The organism is Pseudoalteromonas sp. UG3-2 (assembly GCF_037120705.1).
In the GTDB taxonomy this organism is placed as follows: Bacteria; Pseudomonadota; Gammaproteobacteria; order Enterobacterales; family Alteromonadaceae; genus Pseudoalteromonas.
Map to the genome: position 1 here is coordinate 1552034 of NZ_JAWLJU010000002.1, position 19878 is coordinate 1571911.

General features: G+C 46.4%; 19 protein-coding genes. 5 read left to right on the top strand and 14 right to left on the bottom strand.

The window, feature by feature from the left end:
• Window positions 1–10 precede the first annotated feature (10 nt).
• The gene (gene aceE / locus R3P39_RS10230) at window positions 11–2677 is read right to left on the bottom strand and encodes a pyruvate dehydrogenase (acetyl-transferring), homodimeric type (protein WP_336567299.1); all 2667 of its coding nucleotides are present in this window, start codon (window positions 2675–2677) and stop codon (window positions 11–13) included.
• A gap of 70 nt (window positions 2678–2747) precedes the next feature.
• Complete coding sequence (gene pdhR / locus R3P39_RS10235; protein ID WP_336567301.1) at window positions 2748–3497, bottom strand: pyruvate dehydrogenase complex transcriptional repressor PdhR; 750 nt, start codon at window positions 3495–3497, stop codon at window positions 2748–2750.
• Window positions 3498–4159: 662 nt separating this feature from the next.
• Here pdhR and R3P39_RS10240 point away from each other — a divergent pair.
• Window positions 4160–4993 carry a DUF1570 domain-containing protein gene (locus tag R3P39_RS10240; protein ID WP_336567302.1) on the top strand — a complete coding sequence of 278 codons (834 nt, stop codon included), beginning with the start codon at window positions 4160–4162 and terminating at the stop codon, window positions 4991–4993.
• Window position 4994: 1 nt separating this feature from the next.
• Here the strand turns inward: R3P39_RS10240 and R3P39_RS10245 are convergent, their stop codons facing one another.
• Together R3P39_RS10245 and serB are read right to left on the bottom strand one after the other, a co-directional pair.
• A complete protein-coding gene (locus R3P39_RS10245) occupies window positions 4995–5738 on the bottom strand; it encodes a substrate-binding periplasmic protein (protein WP_336567304.1) in 744 nt (247 codons plus the stop codon).
• A gap of 78 nt (window positions 5739–5816) precedes the next feature.
• Window positions 5817–6830, bottom strand: coding sequence for a phosphoserine phosphatase SerB (gene serB, locus R3P39_RS10250; protein WP_336567306.1), 1014 nt, complete (start codon window positions 6828–6830; stop codon window positions 5817–5819).
• 99 nt (window positions 6831–6929) lie between these two features.
• Between serB and R3P39_RS10255 the strand changes: the two genes are divergently transcribed.
• Window positions 6930–7568 carry an AhpA/YtjB family protein gene (locus tag R3P39_RS10255; RefSeq protein WP_336567307.1) on the top strand — a complete coding sequence of 213 codons (639 nt, stop codon included), beginning with the start codon at window positions 6930–6932 and terminating at the stop codon, window positions 7566–7568.
• A gap of 9 nt (window positions 7569–7577) precedes the next feature.
• Here R3P39_RS10255 and R3P39_RS10260 read toward each other — a convergent pair whose 3' ends face one another.
• The 6 genes from R3P39_RS10260 to R3P39_RS10285 form a co-directional block, all read right to left on the bottom strand.
• On the bottom strand, window positions 7578–8387 hold the full coding sequence (locus tag R3P39_RS10260; RefSeq protein ID WP_336567309.1) for a TatD family hydrolase: 810 nt from the start codon (window positions 8385–8387) through the stop codon (window positions 7578–7580).
• Complete coding sequence (gene pdxH, locus R3P39_RS10265) at window positions 8353–8991, bottom strand: pyridoxamine 5'-phosphate oxidase (protein ID WP_336567311.1); 639 nt, start codon at window positions 8989–8991, stop codon at window positions 8353–8355. Before pdxH ends, R3P39_RS10260 begins: the two co-directional genes overlap by 35 nt.
• Before the next feature lie 70 nt (window positions 8992–9061).
• Window positions 9062–10804, bottom strand: a complete 1743-nt coding sequence (gene argS / locus R3P39_RS10270; RefSeq protein WP_336567312.1) for an arginine--tRNA ligase — start codon at window positions 10802–10804, stop codon at window positions 9062–9064.
• 24 nt (window positions 10805–10828) lie between these two features.
• Window positions 10829–12418 carry a peptide chain release factor 3 gene (prfC, locus tag R3P39_RS10275; RefSeq protein ID WP_336567314.1) on the bottom strand — a complete coding sequence of 530 codons (1590 nt, stop codon included), beginning with the start codon at window positions 12416–12418 and terminating at the stop codon, window positions 10829–10831.
• A 269-nt stretch (window positions 12419–12687) separates the two neighbouring features.
• Window positions 12688–13389, bottom strand: a complete 702-nt coding sequence (locus R3P39_RS10280; RefSeq protein WP_336567315.1) for a DUF3581 family protein — start codon at window positions 13387–13389, stop codon at window positions 12688–12690.
• 74 nt (window positions 13390–13463) lie between these two features.
• The gene (locus R3P39_RS10285; protein WP_336567316.1) at window positions 13464–14102 is read right to left on the bottom strand and encodes a cytochrome b/b6 domain-containing protein; all 639 of its coding nucleotides are present in this window, start codon (window positions 14100–14102) and stop codon (window positions 13464–13466) included.
• A gap of 163 nt (window positions 14103–14265) precedes the next feature.
• Here R3P39_RS10285 and R3P39_RS10290 point away from each other — a divergent pair, with 163 nt between their 5' ends.
• Together R3P39_RS10290 and R3P39_RS10295 are read left to right on the top strand one after the other, a co-directional pair.
• Window positions 14266–14748: a glutathione peroxidase gene (locus R3P39_RS10290; RefSeq protein ID WP_336567317.1), complete on the top strand. Its 483-nt coding sequence runs from the start codon at window positions 14266–14268 to the stop codon at window positions 14746–14748.
• A 4-nt stretch (window positions 14749–14752) separates the two neighbouring features.
• Window positions 14753–15193, top strand: coding sequence for a MarR family winged helix-turn-helix transcriptional regulator (locus R3P39_RS10295; RefSeq protein ID WP_336567319.1), 441 nt, complete (start codon window positions 14753–14755; stop codon window positions 15191–15193).
• Between the two features lie 33 nt (window positions 15194–15226).
• Here R3P39_RS10295 and gltX read toward each other — a convergent pair whose 3' ends face one another.
• From gltX to proB, 4 genes are all read right to left on the bottom strand, one after another.
• Window positions 15227–16714 (bottom strand): glutamate--tRNA ligase, encoded by a 1488-nt coding sequence (gltX, locus tag R3P39_RS10300; protein WP_336567320.1) that lies wholly within the window; start codon window positions 16712–16714, stop codon window positions 15227–15229.
• An 86-nt stretch (window positions 16715–16800) separates the two neighbouring features.
• A complete protein-coding gene (locus R3P39_RS10305) occupies window positions 16801–17166 on the bottom strand; it encodes a glutaredoxin family protein (protein WP_336567322.1) in 366 nt (121 codons plus the stop codon).
• A gap of 90 nt (window positions 17167–17256) precedes the next feature.
• The gene (locus tag R3P39_RS10310) at window positions 17257–18222 is read right to left on the bottom strand and encodes a GGDEF domain-containing protein (RefSeq protein WP_336567324.1); all 966 of its coding nucleotides are present in this window, start codon (window positions 18220–18222) and stop codon (window positions 17257–17259) included.
• Window positions 18223–18305: 83 nt separating this feature from the next.
• Window positions 18306–19439, bottom strand: a complete 1134-nt coding sequence (gene proB, locus R3P39_RS10315; protein ID WP_336567325.1) for a glutamate 5-kinase — start codon at window positions 19437–19439, stop codon at window positions 18306–18308.
• 218 nt (window positions 19440–19657) lie between these two features.
• Here proB and R3P39_RS10320 point away from each other — a divergent pair, with 218 nt between their 5' ends.
• Window positions 19658–19876, top strand: a complete 219-nt coding sequence (locus R3P39_RS10320; protein ID WP_336567326.1) for a hypothetical protein — start codon at window positions 19658–19660, stop codon at window positions 19874–19876.
• Window positions 19877–19878: the final 2 nt, after the last annotated feature.

Genomic DNA, 19878 nt, shown 5'->3' on the forward strand with positions numbered 1-19878 from the left:
ACTTGTCCTCTTATGCGTAAAGTGGGTTAGTTTTGCTGGTGTCGATATCAAATTTCTTGATAGCTTCGCTCACCACTGACTTTTCAACGCTGCCTTGTTTTACCAGCTCAGTTAATGCTGCAACCACAACATAGCCGGCGTTCACTTCAAAGTGGCGACGGAGGTTTTCACGGCTATCTGAACGACCGTAACCATCGGTACCTAGCACCTTGTATGATGCGCTTGGCATAAAGGCACGTACTTGATCGGCGTAACTCTTCATGTAGTCGGTTGCTGCGATAGCAGGTGCATCACCGACAACGCTAGTAATGTAAGGGACTTTTTGCTCAGCACCCGGATTAAGCATGTTGAAACGCTCAGCATCCTGACCATCACGTGCCAGCTCATTAAATGAAGTGACAGAGAAGACATCAGAGCCCACACCATAATCGTCGCTTAGGATTTGCGCCGCTTTACGTACTTCGTTCAAGATAGTACCTGAGCCCATCAGCTGAACTTGTGCCTTATTACCGGCATAGCTTTCAAGCTTGTAAATACCTTTACGGATACCCTCTTCGGCTCCTTCTGGCATCGCAGGCTGATGATAGTTTTCATTCATTAGAGTCAGGTAATAGAACACGTTTTCCTGATCTGGACCGTACATACGACGAATACCGTCTTGCAGAATCACCGCCACTTCAAAGGCAAAGGTTGGGTCGTAAGAGATACAGTTAGGTACGGTACCCGCTTGAATATGTGAGTGACCATCTTCGTGCTGAAGACCTTCACCGTTAAGCGTTGTACGACCAGCCGTTGCACCTAGTAAGAAACCACGTGCTTGCTGGTCGCCCGCCATCCACGCCATATCGCCTACACGTTGGAAACCAAACATGGAGTAGTAGATATAGAACGGGATCATCGGTAGGTCGTTAGTTGAGTATGACGTTGCCGCCGCTACCCATGAAGACATAGCACCGAGTTCGTTAATGCCTTCTTGCAGTACCTGACCAGAGGTGGCTTCTTTGTAGTAAGAAACAATGTCGCGATCTTCTGGCTTATAGTTCTGGCCGTGCGGGTTATAAATACCAATTTGACGGAACAAGCCTTCCATACCAAAGGTACGCGCTTCATCGGCAATAATTGGCACAATGTTTTTGCCAATGTTTTTGTCTTTGAGCAGGATATTCAGAGCACGCACATAAGCCATGGTGGTAGAGATATCACGCTTTTGCTCTTCCAGTAGTGGCTTAAACGCATCAAGCTCAGGGATAGTTAAGTCTTCTGAGAAATTTGGTAAGCGCTGCGGCGTGTAACCATGAAGTGCTTTACGACGCTGATGTAAGTACTCATATTCTTTTGAGTCTTCTTCCAGCGTAAGGTATGGCAAGTCTTTTAATTGCTCATCGGATACCAAGTCATCCAGACCCAAACGTGAACGTAAATGCTCAACGTGCGTCATGTCCATTTTCTTCACTTGGTGGGCAACGTTTTTACCTTCAGCCGCCGCACCCATGCCATAACCTTTAACGGTCTTAGCTAGGATAACGGTTGGACGGCCTTTGGTTTCTTGCGCGGCTTTAAACGCGGCAAACAGCTTAGATGGTTCATGACCACCACGCTTCAGCGCAAAGATTTCTTCGTCGGTCATGTCAGCAACCAAAGCTGCGGTTTCTGGGTAACGACCAAAGAAATGCTCGCGGACGTAGGCGCCATCTTTTGATTTATACGTTTGGTAATCGCCATCCACGGTTTCGTTCATCAGCTGTAGCAATTTACCTGTGGTGTCTTTTGCCAGTAGCTTATCCCAGCCTGAACCCCACACCACTTTAATCACGTTCCAGCCGGCACCTTTAAATAGGCCTTCAAGCTCTTGAATGATCTTACCGTTACCCATTACTGGGCCATCTAGGCGTTGTAGGTTACAGTTGATTAGGTAGCAAAGGTTGTCGAGCTTTTCACGAGCGGCAAAAGAAATCGCACCACGTGATTCTGGCTCGTCCATTTCACCATCACCAAGGAAAGCGTAAACGCGCTGCTCAGACGTATCCTTGAGACCACGACCATCTAGGTACTTAAGGAAACGCGCTTGATAGATTGAAGCAATCGGACCTAGACCCATAGATACCGTTGGGAACTGCCAAAACTCTGGCATTAACTTCGGATGCGGGTAAGAAGAAAGACCTTTGCCATCCACTTCTTGACGGAAGTTGTCTAATTGCTCTTCGGTTAAACGTCCTTCAACAAAAGCACGCGAGTAAATACCTGGAGAAATATGACCTTGGTAATACACTAAATCGCCGCCGTCTTTTTCATTTGGCGCGCGGAAGAAATGGTTGAAACACATTTCATAAAAAGCAGCTGACGACTGATAAGACGCCATATGCCCGCCCAGCTCAAGATCTTTCTTCGAGGCACGAAGAACGATCATCACGGCATTCCAACGAATGATTGAGCGAATACGACGCTCAATATTAACATCCCCTGGGTATGCAGGTTCATCTGCAGCTGGGATAGTGTTGACATAGTTAGTCGTAGTGCCTGTAGGCATATCTACGCCATCAAGACGTGCTTGCTCTAATACTTGTTCTAACAAGAATTGAGCGCGTTCGACGCCTTCTTCTTTTACGACCGACTCAAGCGCCTGTAACCATTCTTGGGTTTCGAGCGCGTCTACGTCAATTTTATTGACTTCAGACATATGGAGTGTTCCTTATGTTTAAAATACGAATTTATTCTATTTGTGCCAATTCTTACGGAGCTAAGCGGAATTACTGCTGCTTGGTTCTACGTAAAGAACGTTCAATGCGTGAACGCTCTTTACCGGCTTCCAGTAGTGCCTCTTCGATAAAGGCTAAGTGGGCGTTACTGGCTAAGCGTGCTTGCTCTGGATTACCATTGATCACCGCATCTAATAACAACTTTCGGTGCTCGCCGAGTTGCTCACTGACATCGGACTTTTGTACCAATACCGTTAAGTTTTGCAACACGTTTTGCTCCAGCAATGACTGCATGCCTTTGACTAAGTGAAGTAACACCACATTATGAGATGCTTCTGCTACGGTAAAGTGAAAGGCGTTAATCGCCCTTGCCTTCAGCATTAAGTCTTCACCAACATCGGCGATGTTATCAAAGCTTTGTTGTACTTTTGCAAAGTCATTTTCGGTGCCACGGAGCGCCGCATAATAGGCGGCAATGCCCTCAAGGGCATGACGAAACTCGAGCAAATCAAACTGTGACTCTGGGTGTTTACTGATCAAATCAAATAAGGGATCAGTTAAGCCCTCTTCCAGCTGATTTTTGACGTAGGTACCGCCGCCTTGACGACGAGTGACTAAGCCTTTTGCTTCTAATTTCTGAATCGCCTCTCTTAGAGACGGTCGTGATACCTCAAATTGCTTGGCAAGCTCACGTTCTGGCGGCAGCTTTTCTCCAGGTAACAACGACCCCTCGAGGATCATATTCTCAAGTTGCTGGAGTATTACGTCGGATAACTTTGCTGCTTTTATCTTTAAAGACATTGAAATAACGCCAAATTTTTATGATGTGACCGAGCCAGGCGACTGACTTATTTTAATCAATTTGGTAAGAATTAACGCCATAGGTAAATTGGTCATACCAAATTTGCACAATACGTTATCAAAATCCATAGCAGCTGTCAAAATTCAGCCAAAGCGAATAACTATTCAAGTGTAAAAGCTGAGCGCAAAATGTCTAAATTTTATGCAAGAAAGTGTAAAATTTAAAAGACGATTTAAATGGTCAGACCAGATAAATTCCACCTATGCTTCATACTTAGTTTACTTATTTCAATTTCACTGACACTCTCGTTATGTCAGTCTTAATTCTTTATAAATATCTTAGTTTTAGTTGACTAATAAAGGTGATTGATTTGCTTTGGCGTATACTTACTATTATTTCTATTCTCTGTGTTCTAGGAGCTGTGGCAATACATTTGTATTTTTTTGAGTCAAAGCAGTCGATCCAACCACTTCGACAAGAGTTATTGCTGCAATTGGATATTCAAACTAGAGCGATGACCAATACTTTACCTCCTGAGCCGCAAAACCAAACCACAGTTAAACGTATTGAGCGCCCCAGCTCTGCAATATCTCCACCCCCGGTTAAGCATCAAATTAATAACTTTAATGCTCATAGCGACTTAAGTGCTATGTTCAGTGGCATGACCAAGCAAACATGTGGCGTCATTAAGCAAAAACTATTTCAAGTACAAAAGCCAAGTAATAATCGAGCTTTTGCTTTACACCTTACCGGGCTTAATATGAATGCAAGTTTTGTAAGAGAAGCTGAAAAACGACTTTGGTTGATCTATCACTTTTATAGATACGCCTTAAGCCAATCAGCGCAAAAAGTAGCTTTCCCAACAATCCAATTAAATATGCACATTGCCGCTAATGAGAGCGATTACAACTCTCTTATTCGAGCCCGTGAAGGGCAACCGGAAGGGACTGATGGAATGTATTTTTTGCTCGAAAATCAGGGATTCGTTAAATATAGCGGCGATGAGAAGCAAGCGCTTAGCACTTTAGTACACGAAGCAGTGCATGCTTTAAACTTTTATTTTTTTGGTTTTACTCCTAGGTGGGTTACCGAAGGCTTAGCAGTATATTTTGAAAACTTGAGCATGACTAAAGATAATCAATTTGTTATTAAGCCTGCTTTAAACGGCTGGTTAACCAAAAAAGGGTTGTTAAACAATCACTTCAATGCACTTGATATTGATACTCTATTTAACAGTGAAGGTCAGTGGCAGACCGACCAGAAGCACACTCTCTATGCCAACGCTTACCTTTTCACCTCATTTATGCACGATAAAAACCCTAAATTGCTTTACGAGTATTTACAGCAAGAGCGCAGCAATCCATGCAATATCATTCCAGCAGAGCGAAGTGCTTCACTGCTACGTAATTATCAACCCACTATAGAGTCAGAATATTTACATTACCAACAACAGCCGGTTATCGCGACTTTTGGAGAGTATGAAATATTGGATTAGCTCAAAACCAAGTGCAGCGCTGGTGATAATCCGTAACATAGTCACCGTCTGACCATAATGTGCTAATGCCAGCGTCGAACACAGCGGCCAATTGAGGCTGGTGCTTATTGATAAGCAGATAGCCTTTTCTAATAAACGCGGGAACCTCTTGAGCAACGATTTGCGCGGCATCTTGTGGCGCCAAGTCGGCCATGTAAGCCTCGGCAGTGCGCTCATTCATTATCATCACATCCGCGCGATCGCGCAGAACAAGCGCAACATTTTTACTGGCGTAAGTGTTATGTAGTGTTTGAATTTGATACTTATCAATCGCAGCCAACAATTCATCTGGATAGGTTAAACCTTTATTTAAGAGTAGCTTAAAGGGCTTAAGATCTTGGTAAGAACGAAACTCAAGCGGCAGCGATTCATGGTGGTAAAAACGGCTGGTTTCAATAGTGAGGGCATGCTGGGTATAAATGTATTCCAAAGCGCGACGTTTGCTGTAATACCAATACGCACTGCCGGCGTAGGCGGCCTTTTTGCCTTCTTCGTAGGCGCGTTGCCACGGCATAAAAATAAACCGCACTTTGATATCATGGAGCGCAAAAGCATCTCGAATAAGGGCGGCAACACAACCTTGATCGCGTTTACTCTGATCTAGGTATGGCGGCCATTGCCCAGTGGTAATATTGATAACACGAGGGGTGTCCGCAGCATGAGCCAGAGTTACAAAAAAGGCAAAAGCGAACGCAAGTATTTTCATAGCATAAATAGTGACCGTTTAGACTAAAGTATAAGCCACTATTGCGTATAAAGGTACAATTTTTAGTTATGCGCGCTATTACCTTGGAATACTGAGTAAATACACCAGTTGTAACAACGACCCGGAGCAAATAGCAGTGTCTGCCGCCGCTACCACCTTCGGCTTGCCATGAACCGCCACCCCTAGTTGCGCCTCTGCCATCATTAGCAAGTCGTTGGCGCCATCGCCAATGGCGACCGTTTGCTCAGGTGCAATGGCGTACTGTTGTGCCAGCGCCGCCACTACTTGCGCTTTTTTCTCAGCATCGACGATATCCCCAATAACACGCCCGGTTAATTTGCCTTGCTCCACTTCCAAGGTATTGGCATAAACCGCATCTAACCCTAATGGCTCAATCAAGGCTTCAGCAAACCAAGTAAAGCCGCCTGAAGCCAAAGCTAAACGCCATTGGTGCTGTTTTAATACCTGACATAGCTCCACTATCCCAGCCATCAGTGGTAAGTTATCCTTCAGCCCTTGAATTTGCTCTAGTGATACAGAGCTTAGAGAAGCCACTCGCTGGTGCAGGCTAGCGGCAAAAGATAAGTTACCGGCCATCGCTTCTGCCGTTACCGCGGCGACCTCGTCGAAACGACCAGCAAGGCGTGCGATTTCGTCAATGCACTCAATTTCTATTGCTGTGGAATCCATATCCATCACCAGCAAGCCCGGTTTACTTAGTTGTGGCGGTGACTGTAGCAGCGCACCTTGAGCGCCACAGCTTTGTGCAAACTGTTTCACCGCGGCTTTGTCTAGCTCAAGTTCTGAAGGCAACGCCACGGCTAAAGCGACCGCTAAGTTCGCCACAGGTTGGTAGGCACAAAGGTAAAAATCGTTAATGTGCTGCTGGGCTAGAAATTGCTCTAATTGTAAGGCATGCTCACTAGTAAACTGGGCGCCAAAAATAGTAATAAACTGGCTGTACTCTTGCGGTGAACTATTCACGGCAGAGAAACTTGTGTTACCTTCATATTGAAACCAGCGCCCTAAGGGCAGTAACTTTTCTAGGGGCTGAGCTTTACCGCTGGGTGTCAGCGGGGATACTAAAGACATAACAATGCGATTCCTTTATAACGTAAGTTCGATTTTTAGCATGAATAGCGAGAGCTGTCAGCTCTCAACCTAGGTTAAAGCGAGTGACACACGATAAATATGAAAAATTTACATGTTACCGATATTATTCGTAGCAACCGTAGCCGCAGATTACTGCGCCTGTGCATTGCTGCGGTTAGCTTAGTGATGATCACTTGGCTGGCCTTTAACACCAGTTTTGAATCCCATCGCTTGCTGCACAATGGCGCCGATTTAACCGCACGCAGTCTCACCAAACAGTTGGCTAAAAACGTCGCATTGCCCTTATCGCGCAACGACCCCCCCAGGCTCAACGCCTTAGCCAACCACTTAGCGGCCGATGACTTTGTTTTGCAGGTGGCCATTTATGATAACCAAGGACGCTTTTTAGTGGCCAGCAATGGCATTAAGGCGCCAGCAAACTATCAAAACCTGCCAAAAACCTTGCCCGGTTTAAGCAAAACCAAGAGTATCATCTCAGAGCCGGTGTATACTCCAAATGGCCAACCGTTAGGTTTTGTTAATATGGTCTATTTAACCGAAGCCGCCATGGCGCAAAGCCATGACCACTTCCATGAATTGGGCCGAGTGGTGTTATTGATGCTGCTTATTACCGTGGTGTTTACTTGGCAAATTGCACGCGCTTTAAAGCGCTGGGAAGTCAGACGTCGCTTTTTAAAACGCGTCAAACCGCCGCTTAAAAAAGCATCAGAGTCATAATGCAGCTGGCTACGCAGTAGAAAGGTTAAATAGCTGCAGAGTATTGTCATACAGCGCTGGGGCAAGCAACTCCTGGGGTTCACTACGGTATTGGCATAACGCCGCGAACACTTCCACCACTCGCTTAGGGACATTCACTTGACCTTGGTAACCATGCAGTGGCATCGAGGGCGAGTCCGTTTCCAATACTAAGCTCGACAGTGGTAGCTGCGCCAATACCTGAGCCGTTTTTTCACCGCGCGGGTAAGTAATGGTGCCGCCGACACCGAGCTTAAACCCTTGCTTGATATAGTAATTCGCTTGTTGCAACGACCCGGTAAAGGCATGGATCACCCCGCCAGATTGCGGCCTAGTGCGCTTAAAACTGGCTGCAATGAGGTGGTGACTGTTACGGTGATGAACAATTAACGGCAACTGCAGTTCATTACTGAGCTCAATATGCGCTGTGAATAAAGCACTTTGCCTGTCGATGTCTACGCAGCTCGCGTCGATACCACACTCGCCGATGGCGCAAATATCGCGGCGATGCTCCCGCGCCCATGATGCGAGCTCAGACATATCTTGGGGTTGATGCTCGCTGATAAAATAGGGGTGTAATCCGGCCGCGATATGACAATGGCGGTGAGCTTGGCGCAATGACAACAATTGCTGGCTTTTTGCCAGTGTAATGCCTGGGATCACAAACTGCTCAACCCCCAGTTGCTGAGCCGCAGCTAGATGTTGTGGTAATTGCGCTGCCAACTCAGCAAAGTCGAGGTGGCAGTGACTGTCAATAAAACGCAGCTTAGGGGTTGAGTCGCTCAATCTGCCAACTACCATCAGCTTGTTTTATATACATAAAGCGGTCGTGCAAACGATGTTCGCCGCCTTGCCAGAATTCAATTTTACTGGGCTCAACACAATATCCACCCCAGAAATCAGGTAACGGAATTTCACCTTTGGCAAACTTGTCTTTCATGCCACTGAAGGTTTGCAGCAGAGCTTGGCGCGAAGACACCGGGCGAGACTGCTGCGATGCCCAAGCGGCTAGTTGGCTTTCTTTTGGTCGCGATAAAAAGTACTTTGCTACACGAGCGGTAGGTAATGGCTTGGCTTCACCATAGACGATCACTTGCCGCTCCATGTCATGCCAAGGAAAGTGTAAGCATATTTTATTGTTGTGCTTCAGCTCTTGTGCCTTGCGGGAGCCAGTATTGGTAAAAAACACAAACCCTTGCTCATCGACGTTTTTCAGCAGCACAATGCGCTGCGAAGGTTGACCATGCTCGTCAACCGTGGCCACTACCATAGCCGTGGGATCGGCAAATTTCGCATCAATTGCCTGCTGCAACCACAGCTCAAACTGCGCAATCGGGGAGCTCTTAAGCATTTCACGACGCAGACCATCTTTAGTGTACTCACGACGAATGTCTTCAAGTTTCATTACCCTATCCTTAATAAAAAAGCCGCTAACAGCGGCTTTTATTGTACTTAAGAGTTGCAAACAAAGTAAGCTACATTTGCTCCATCACTTCAATACCCAGCAGGTCTAGGCCGGTTTTCAGTGTATTTGCAACCAGGTTACATAGCATCAGGCGGCTTTCGCGCACCTCTGCTGCAACGTCTTGTTTCAATATTGGACACGCTTCATAGAAAGTCATATACAAGCTCGCCAGCTCGTATAAGTAACCACACAATACGTGTGGTGTGGCTTCATTGATCATCAGATCAAGTACTTCCTCAAACTGCAGTAGTTTGATGGCCAAGGCTTTCTCTTGTGCTTCTTTAATGGCGATCTGGCCACTTAGAGCATCGCCATCCACACCCGCTTTACGGAAGATACTGCGAACTCGAGTATAAGCATATTGTAAGTAAGGAGCCGTCGCCCCTTCAAAGCTCAACATGCTATCCCAGTTAAAGATATAGTCGCTGGTTCTGTGTTTTGACAAGTCGGCGTATTTAACCGCGCCAATACCCACTTTGCGGGCAATTTCTTGACGTGCTTCTTCACTTAACTCAGCCATTCTGTCAGCGAGCTTATCAGCGGCACGGCTGACCGCTTCGTCGAGCAGATCTGAAAGCTTAACGGTACCGCCGGTACGGGTTTTAAATGGCTTGCCATCACTGCCCATCATAGTGCCAAACAGGCTCGGCTCATAGCTGGTTTTGTCTTGCAGTAGTCCGGCTTTACGCGCGGTGATCTCAACTTGGTTAAAGTGTAAGCCTTGGCGCGCATCAACAAAAATAAGAATACGGTCAACATCTAACTGGTTAGAGCGATAATCACATGCCGCTAAATCTGTGGTTGAATATAAGAAGCCGCCCCCTGATTTTTGCACGATGAATACCGATGGCTCGCCGTCTTTATTGGCCAGCTCATCTAAAAACACCACTTGTGCGCCCTGATCTTCTACTGCAATTTGCTTGTCTTTAAGTAGCTCAATAACTCCAGCCAAACGGTCGTTGTAGGCACTTTCCGCCATGATATCGTCACGAGTCAGTGTCACATTGAGCTTTTCATACACTTCTTCAGAGTGCTTCACTGACGTGTCGATAAACATTTGCCATAGCTTTTTGCAGTGCTCGTCGCCACCTTGTAGTTTCACCACGTAGTCACGAGCTTTGTCTGCAAAGCCGTCTTCGTCGTCAAAGCGCTTCTTGGCATCGCGATAGAAGCTTTCAAGATCTGCCAACGCCACGTTTTCAAGGTCAACGCCTTGATTTAGCAAGTCTTCTAAGTGCGCAATCAACATACCAAACTGCGTCCCCCAGTCACCCATGTGGTTCTGACGGATCACGGTATCACCACGAAACTCTAGCGCACGAACCACAGCATCACCAATGATGGTAGAACGCAAATGCCCTACGTGCATTTCTTTCGCTAGGTTAGGCGATGAGTAATCAACCACAACCTTATTGGGGTTAGCGTGCTCAGCTACGCCGAGTTTGCTATCGCCATTAGCCGTTTCCAGGCTCGCCGCTAAAAACGCTGGTTTTAAATGGATATTAATAAAACCTGGGCCGGCGATCTCGGTTTTTTCAGCCAGATCGGACACTTCCAGATTATCAATAATTTTTTGTGCCAACTCTCTAGGGTTGGTTTTTAGCGCTTTGGCAGCGCCCATTGCGCCGTTTATTTGGTAATCGCCAAACTGTGGGCGAGTACTTTGTGTTACCGCAGGGTTAGTGCCTTCAGGGATCCCAGCAGCTTGCATCGCTGCATTGGCTCTTTCAATTAGAATGCTCTTAATGTTCATGACTTTTCCTATAATACGCAGCGATTAGTGTTCACGAGTATGGCTAAACTTCACTTCTGGATAACGCTCCATCGATAAGTTTAAGTTCACTCGACTAGGGGCGATGTAGGTTAAGTTATCGCCACCGTCCAGTGCCAAGTTTTGCTCACACTTACGGCGGAACTCGGCCATTTTCTTATCATCGTCACAGCTGACCCAGCGCGCGGTTTGAACTGTTACACTCTCGTAGATGGCATCGACGTTGTACTCGGCTTTTAACCTTGCAACCACCACGTCAAACTGCAGCACCCCGACCGCCCCTACGATCAAGTCGTTATTGGCCAGCGGTCTAAATACCTGTACCGCGCCCTCTTCAGAAAGCTGTACCAGCCCTTTTAGCAGTTGCTTTTGTTTTAGAGGATCTTTTAAGCGAATACGACGGAATAATTCCGGTGCAAAGTTTGGAATACCGCTGAACTTTAGCGTTTCCCCTTGGGTAAAGGTATCACCAATTTGAATGGTACCGTGGTTATGTAAACCGATAATATCACCGGCAAAGGCTTCTTGGGCTCGCTCGCGATCTCCCGCCATAAACGTTACCGCATCGGCAATACTCACTTGCTTGCCAATTCGCACATGGTTCATTTTCATGCCTTGGCTGTACTTACCAGATACGATACGCATGAAGGCAATGCGGTCACGGTGTTTAGGATCCATGTTAGCTTGGATTTTAAACACAAAGCCGCTGAATTTTTCTTCATCGGCTTTCACTTCACGCTCGTCGGTTTGACGCGGTAATGGCGTCGGCGCCCACTCAGTCAAGCCATCTAGCATGTGGTCAACACCAAAGTTACCTAATGCAGTACCAAAAAACACCGGTGTTAACTCGCCTGATAAAAACAGCTCTTGATCAAACTCATGGGAAGCGCCAATCACCAGCTCAAGCTCTTCACGCAGTTGCTCTGCTAGGCTGTCACCAATGGCCGCATCCAGTTCGCTGTTATCTAAGCCTTTGATCACACGTTTTTCTTGAATGGTATGACCTTGACCGCTTTGATACAAAATAGTCTCATCGCGGTGGATGTGATAGACCCCTTTAAACTCTTTACCGCAACCGATGGGCCACGTCACCGGAGCACACATGATGTTTAACTCGGTTTCTACTTCATCAAGCAGTTCCATGGGATCGCGAATATCGCGGTCGAGTTTGTTCATGAAGGTAACAATTGGCGTATCACGTAAACGTGTGACTTCCATTAGCTTACGGGTTCTGTCCTCAACACCTTTAGCTGCGTCAATAACCATCAAACACGAGTCAACGGCAGTCAAAGTACGGTAGGTATCTTCCGAGAAGTCTTCGTGCCCTGGCGTGTCTAAGAGATTGACCAAGGCATCATTGTAAGGGAACTGCATCACTGAGGTGGTGACCGAGATGCCCCGCTCTTTTTCCATTTCCATCCAGTCAGACTTAGCATGCTGGTTAGAGCCGCGACCTTTTACTGTACCGGCTTTTTGCAGCGCCTTTCCGAATAACAGCACTTTTTCGGTAATCGTGGTTTTACCCGCATCCGGGTGTGAAATAATCGCAAAAGTGCGTCTGCGCGACACTTCCTGCGGAATACTCGTATTTGACATTGAAATTCTACTTATGGCATTGGCAACCGCACATGACTCGGCCGCACTAAATTCGAACAAAGATTGCTATATTCTCTCCGATCTTGGCCTTTTTAACAACTTGATGTCGGGATTTTTCGCCCTCTACAGCGGATAATCTCGGTTGTGCAACGCCAAGGCCAGTAAAAGCCTCAATATGAGGATTCACAAAGGGGTTACAGTAGCGCAAGTCTTAGGTGGGTAAGGTGGATGTAGCTGGTGCGCACGACAGCACGCACAAACAAGGTAGATTACTCTGGCTTGAGTGCCACTTTTCTGTCGTTGTAATAGGCGATTAAATCATCGACCATTTGCTGGCAATAGGCGCGTATTCCAGACACCAACATGTGCTTCTCACCATAACCAACTTTTTTGCCATTGCTGATTAAGTCAAACTTGAGATTAATTTTGCCGCGCTTACCGTCGTAACTAAATTCTGGTTTAGCTGCTTGTAAGCTCACTTCTGAGACCCGAATATCATCCATTTCAATGGCCATTGACTCATAAATTACCATTGGCCTTGCCGGGTTTATCATCACCTCTTGCTCGCCCATCAGTGGAATAATTACATGAGGAAACGCGGTGCCAGAGAATTCCACGTAATTTTTCGTTAGGCTGTCAATTAAGGTTGGACATTGACTAGTTTCGCCAGAGCGGCTAACCGAAAGCATCACTTTATCGTCGGCTTTAATATCAAACTTATCGCCACCTTCCGGCAAAGTGAGCTCGGTGGTTTCATCGACCATACCGACAAAACTAAATTCCATGCTTTCACTAATGCCATAGTGTTTTAGCACTAAGGCAAACAGCAAATCACCAGGTACGCAGAACTTTTTGGCATCAACATCGTGCAGAGGATTAAAGTCATCCGCCATGCGCTTAGCAAACAAACTGCCCTGCTCTCGGGTGATGGTAATTTTATTGCCTTGCTGCTGGTAATACGGCTCTAACATGATTAATTTTCTCTAATTTTTACGACAAAACGGCAACATACTAACAGAAAAACGCGCACGAGAGGTCATATCTGTTACAGCAAGTAGCTGAGAGGCTCTGCGCCCCAAGTGAACAATAACAGCGCCGACAACAACACAAAAATACCATAGGCAATCAGACCAGAGCGCATTTTAGGTTGGCTTGATAGCTCGGCTTGTTTACCACTGAGTAGCGTTTTCACCAGATTTTGGCCCTTTAAGCGATAAAGCACGATGGCGGCAATATGCACCACAATCGCGGCGATGATGAATTCAATATTGGTATGATGAACATCGCCTGCCAATTGGGCTAAATCATAAGAGATGTATTGCACCAAGGGCCCTTCCACTAAGATGTCGTCGGTGGTCATTAACCCCGAAATCAGTTGCACCAAAATCAGTGCAAAGAACAGCAACACCATTAGACTTCCAGCGGGATTGTGACCAACATGAGGTTGTTTTGATTTTAGTGCCGCAACAATGGCTTTTGGTGAATGAAATAACGCACTCAACTTGGCAGTTTGGCTACCGATAACCCCCCAAATAAGTCGCGTGATCATTAAGGCCAATAACAAATACGCAATCACAAAATGCCATTCCATCATGCCTTCTTCACCGGTGATATACAAAGCCACCAACGCCGCCACCAGCAGCCAATGAAAACCACGAATAAAGCCATCCCATACTTTCGTCATTTTAGTACCCCTTTAGAAAAACTGCGCTAATGATGACAGGTTCTAAATCCAAGTACAAAAGTCTCAAGATAAAATGTTTACTAAGATGATCTTCAGCAAAGTAATTGCACAAATTTCGTTCTTCATTATAATAAATCGCACACGATTTAATTGCGAGAGATTTATGTCATCCATTTATCAATTTGAAGCCACCACATTACAAGGGCAAGCTTACGATTTCAGTAACCTACAAGGCAAAGTAGTGTTGATTGTTAATACCGCCAGTGAGTGTGGTTTAACGCCCCAATATGAAGGCCTGCAACAACTCCACGAGCAATATAGCGAGCAAGGGCTAGTGATCATTGGCTTTCCATGTAACCAGTTCGGCCAACAGGAACCCGGGGATGCTAAGCAAATCGAACAAGGGTGTTTGGTTAACTATGGCGTTGACTTTCAAATGATGGCCAAGGTCGACGTTAATGGCGAGCACGCACACCCTATTTATAACTACCTCAAGTCGGCGTTGCCGGGGTTATTTGGCAATAAAATAAAATGGAATTTCACCAAGTTTTTAATCGGTAAAGACGGTAAGGCATTAGAGCGTTATGCCCCCATTACTAAACCTGAAAAAATAGCCAAAGACATCGAGCAAGCATTGCAGGCTTAAAGCAATGAGCGACAAATACCCGCAACTGCGTTTAGAAAACCAATTATGTTTTCGCTTATATGCCGCTTCACGGCAGGTCACTCGGCTTTATCAGCCATTACTGAAAAAGCTCGACCTGACCTACCCGCAATACATAGTGTTGCTTATATTGTGGGAGCAAGATGGCTTGTTGGTCAAAGAAATAGGCGCCCGCGCTGAGCTCAGCAGCAACACCTTAACCCCCTTGCTGAAACGCCTTGCAGAGCGAGACATAGTCACTCGTTCGCGCAATAGTGAAGATGAGCGACAAACCTTTATCCACTTAACCGATAAAGGCAAAGCATTAGAGCAAGAATGTGCTTGTATACCTGCGGCGATGTTAAACCAAGCAGGAATGAGCATGGCACAAATTGCAGCCCTTAAAGACACCCTCGATGCGTTTTTAGCGCTACAAAAAAGCCGCTAATTATATAGCGGCTTTTCCTTAATGGGGCTGTGGCTAGGCTATCGACGGATACTCGCGGTAGGCCTTTTCTAGCTTTTTGGCTTGCTTTTTCGACACGCCAATGTGGTTGAGCGCTGCACGTAAACGAGCACGAGACAGATCCGAACCTAACACCTCCATGGCATCAACCACTGAGGTCGAAGACGTTTTACCGGTGATGGCAACAAAGATCGGCTCTAAGAAGTCTTTAATTTTCAACTCATGGTGAGTAGCCACGGTTTTGGCGATGGCAAAAATCTCCGACTTATTCCAGCTGCGCAGCTTATCTAGCTCCCAAATAAAGAACTGTAGCGCTTGACGCACCACTTCCTCGTCAGCTTTACCAGCAGTCAATAAAGCGGGGTCGTATTCTGGCATGCCCGCAACAAAGTGACCTGCCAGATCCACTAAATCCGATAAGGTGTTAATCCGCGCTTTGGCTTCAGGTAGCACGCGTGCCAAAGTTGTGGCATTAAATTTCCAATCCACAAAACGCTGGATCAGCTCTTCGTCTGATAAGTTTTCGCGGATCCATAAGCCGTTTAGCCAGTTTAGTTTTTCGATATCAAAAATTGGTCCGCCTAACGACACGCGCTTCATATCAAAGTGCTCGATCATTTCGCCTAGAGTGAACTTCTCACGCTCATCTGGCATTGACCAACCCATGCGACCTAGGTAGTTCAACAGCGCTTCCGGTAAAAAGCCCATTTCTTTGTAATAATTAATAGAAGTTGGGTTCTTACGCTTGGATAATTTCGACTTATCAGGGTTACGCAACAGTGGTAAGTGACCTAAAACCGGTGCCTGCCAGCCAAAGTCTTCATACAGCTTTAATAGCTTAGGCGCAGAGTTAATCCACTCTTCACCACGGAAGATGTGGCTGATCTGCATGTGGTGATCGTCAACCACGTTAGCCAAGAAATAGGTCGGGTAACCGTCGGCTTTCAGCAGCACCTGCATGTCGACGTTTTCCCATGGAATTTCGATTTCGCCACGCAAATAGTCGTTAAATTTAAAGGTGCCTTCAGCTGGGATTTTCATACGGATAACGTAAGGTTTACCCGCTTCTAGGTTTGCCTTTATTTCTTCTTCAGAGAGCTTTAGACCACGGCCGTCGTATTTTGGACGTAACCCTTGTGCCATTTGCTCTTCACGCATTTGCTCGAGCTCTTCGGCGGTAGCGAAACAGTAAAACGCTTTACCCTCTGCAACCAATTGATGGGCATATTTTTTATATAACTCAGAACGCTCAGACTGACGGTACGGGCCGAACTCACCGCCGACATCTGGGCCATGATCCCAATCCAGCCCTAACCAGCGTAGGCTGTCCATAATGGCTTGTTCAGACTCTGGAGTACTGCGAACTTGGTCGGTGTCTTCAATACGAAGTACAAACTCGCCATCTTGCTGCTTAGCAAAACAGTAGTTAAACAGGGCAATGTAGGCAGTGCCTAAATGCGGGTCACCCGTTGGTGAGGGCGCAACACGAGTACGGATTGTCATCAAAATTCTCTTAAAAAATAGATTAATCGGTTATTGGCGCTATGCTAGCACAGCGCCCAATTTGGGCAAAGGTAGTGAACTAGCTGTTAAGCCGCTTTTTCCAGTTTTTCTAAATAAGTAACGATATCGCTGGATTCATACAACCAAGTGACCTCACCTTGCTCTTCTATACGCAAACAAGGTACTTTCACTTTGCCACCTTGCTCCAGTAATTCTTGGCGGTGAGTGGGGTTTTCTTTGGCATCGCGGGTTTCCAGCTTTAAGCCTTCACGTTTAGCCGCACGTCTGACCTTAACGCAAAATGGGCAAGCCTTAAATTGGTACAACTTTAGCTTTGCCGTCATGGCGTCGAGCTTTTGTTGCTGCTCCGCAGAGCGCTTTTTGCTACGGGGTGTAAAAATAAAATCGAACAGTAAAATTAATCGCCCTAGCAGCCATCTAACAAACTTCATGCATACCTCCAACAAATATAAACCACAGCCACAAAATTAAGGCGAAAGTTTATCACATTCAACACAAATGATGGAAATATCAGAGGGGCCTTAAAACAGCTCAATATCACTTAATGGCTGGCTTTGCGGCAGCACTTCTAGGTCTTGGTAGTTTGTTACTTGGTTGCGACCCTGCTCTTTGCTGTGATAAAGCGCTAAATCACTTTTGTGAACTTGCTCAGACACCTGCAAGGTATCTTCAATTTCACTGAACCCAATACTCACGGTCACTTTGCCCACTTGCGCAAAGCGATAATCCGCAATCGCTTGCCTAAGGCGTTCCAGCGCTGCTCGCGCCGCTTTACTGTTATGGCTTTGAAACAACACGGCAAATTCCTCTCCGCCATAACGAAAGACATAATCTTCAGCACGAAAGTTCTCTTTTAGCAGCCTCGCCACCAATAAAATCACTTCATCACCAATCACATGACCAAAGTTGTCATTTACTTGCTTAAAATGATCAATGTCCACTAAAGCCAACAGCCAGTGTCTATCCTCAGGCTCTTCACGGCACACCACGAAGCCATCGCCATTGATTATTTCCATGACTTTTTCATCAAATGTTTGGCGGTTAAGGAGCTCGGATAAAGGGTCAATACGGGCAAAATACAAGGTGGCCATTTGGTGGGCAAAGACATGGAGCAAGTGCTTGCAAAGGGTGGCTTGCGAAACATTCAGCTGCCCTTCTAGGTATAAAAAACCAATTCGCTGACCCTGAAAGTGGAGCGGCACGACACTGTTCCCCCCAGAGAGGAAAAGATCTTTTTCCTCATATTGTTTCGGTATTTGTGTGATGGCAGTGCTTGCTAGGTGGAGTAATTGCGCATCCGCTTCACTTTGAAAAATCACCTTGGGTGTCTCGCGAGCCGATAAGCTGCGACTAAAAAAGAATACGTAGCGACATGTGAACAACTCGGCAACCACATATTCTAGGGCACGAAACAGTAACAGCTCGCTTTTTTGCGACAGCAACTCTAGGGTTAATTCATGACCACATGTCGAATAACGATTTGCCACAGCCCCTCCTCTGGTTGATGATAGATTGAGTAAGTGTAGAACATCTAACAAAAAAAACAGCTTAGTGCGGCCTGAGGGAAAAATTAAGCCGTGCTGTTTGCCGCGCTCGTGGTCATTAAGACTAAATTATCACGATGAACCACCTCTGTGTTGCACTGATATCCGAGTAACTCAGCGAACGCTTCGCTGTGACAACCTTTCACTTTATCAAGGGCTAGGTGGCTGAGCTCAGATAACCCCTGAGCCACCACGCTGCCTTTGCTATCGCAGATTTGCACTAACTCACCTGGGGCAAACGTCCCGGTTACAGCCATCACGCCTTTGGCTAATAAACTCGCACCAGTGCTACAAATGGCGTTAACGGCACCGCCATCACATATAATTTGACCACTGGCTTTTGGCCCTGACAGCAACCAGCGTTTACGCCCACCTAAAGGGGCATTGAAGCGCATAAAGGTGGTACTTGGAGCGGTTTGCGCCATCACTCGGGTAAGAATGTCGCTTTCACTGCCTTTGGCAATAATCACATCAACCCCGGCGCGCTGGGCAATGTCTGCTGCTTGCAGTTTGGTGGCCATGCCACCTGTGCCTAAGTTACTACCACTGTCTCCAGCCAAGGCTCTGATGCTGTCATCAATGGCGTGTATTTGAGTGATCAATTGGGCACTGGGGTTGGCGCGGGGGTCAGCAGTGAATAAGCCATCTTGATCGGTGAGCAGAATCAGTTTCTCGGCATTGGCTAAAATCGCCACATAGGCTGATAAGTTATCGTTGTCGCCGACCTTTATTTCAGCCGTAGCGACAGCATCGTTTTCATTGACGATGGGGATCACTTGATACTCTAGAAGCTTACCTAGCATATCCCGCGCCGTTAGATAGCGGCTTCGGTCCTCTAGGTCGGCGCGAGTTAGCAGCATTTGTGCTACTTTCACCTCAAAAATGGCAAACAGACGTTGCCAGAGGTGGATAAGTTCGCCTTGACCAAGGGCTGCGAGCATTTGCTTTTCGGCCAGTGAATTCCCCACTTGCTGTTGCAGTATTCCTCTGCCTGCGGCAACGGCACCACTGGAGACAATCACCAGTTGATATCCGGCCTTTGTTAATGCCACACACTGACGCACTAACTCAATCATGCGCGCCTGATTAAGCCTAGTGGTGGCGGCCGTTAATACACTGGTGCCTAATTTAATTACGAGAGTTGGTTTATGCTTTTGCATCTTGATCCGAGGTGCCCAACACACTGTCGCTAGGAGATTCAGTTATAGCATGGAACCTGTTCATGCCAAATAGACGCAGATTGAATTTTCCTAAACTAGCGGGCTATGGGTATAATGCTGCGGCTATGATTTCAATCAAAGCACGCTCCCACCTTAAATGACACAGTAGCCGAGTTGCTAAGCGCTGCGGCTGGTAAGATTAAACAGGTTTGATTGACATGAAAAAACACAAAAAAAGTAAAGAGTTGATGATGCTGCCATTGCTGTTTGTGGTGATTGCGCTGTGTATTGGTGGCCACTTTATTTTACAACCCAGTTATCAGCAAAACAGTTTGGCAGAATACAGCCTAGCGGCGCTGCCTTTTGTGATGTTTGCCATTGTGGTTATTGCCATCAAAATGGCCATCAAAGCAGATAAAGACGACCACAACGACTGAAT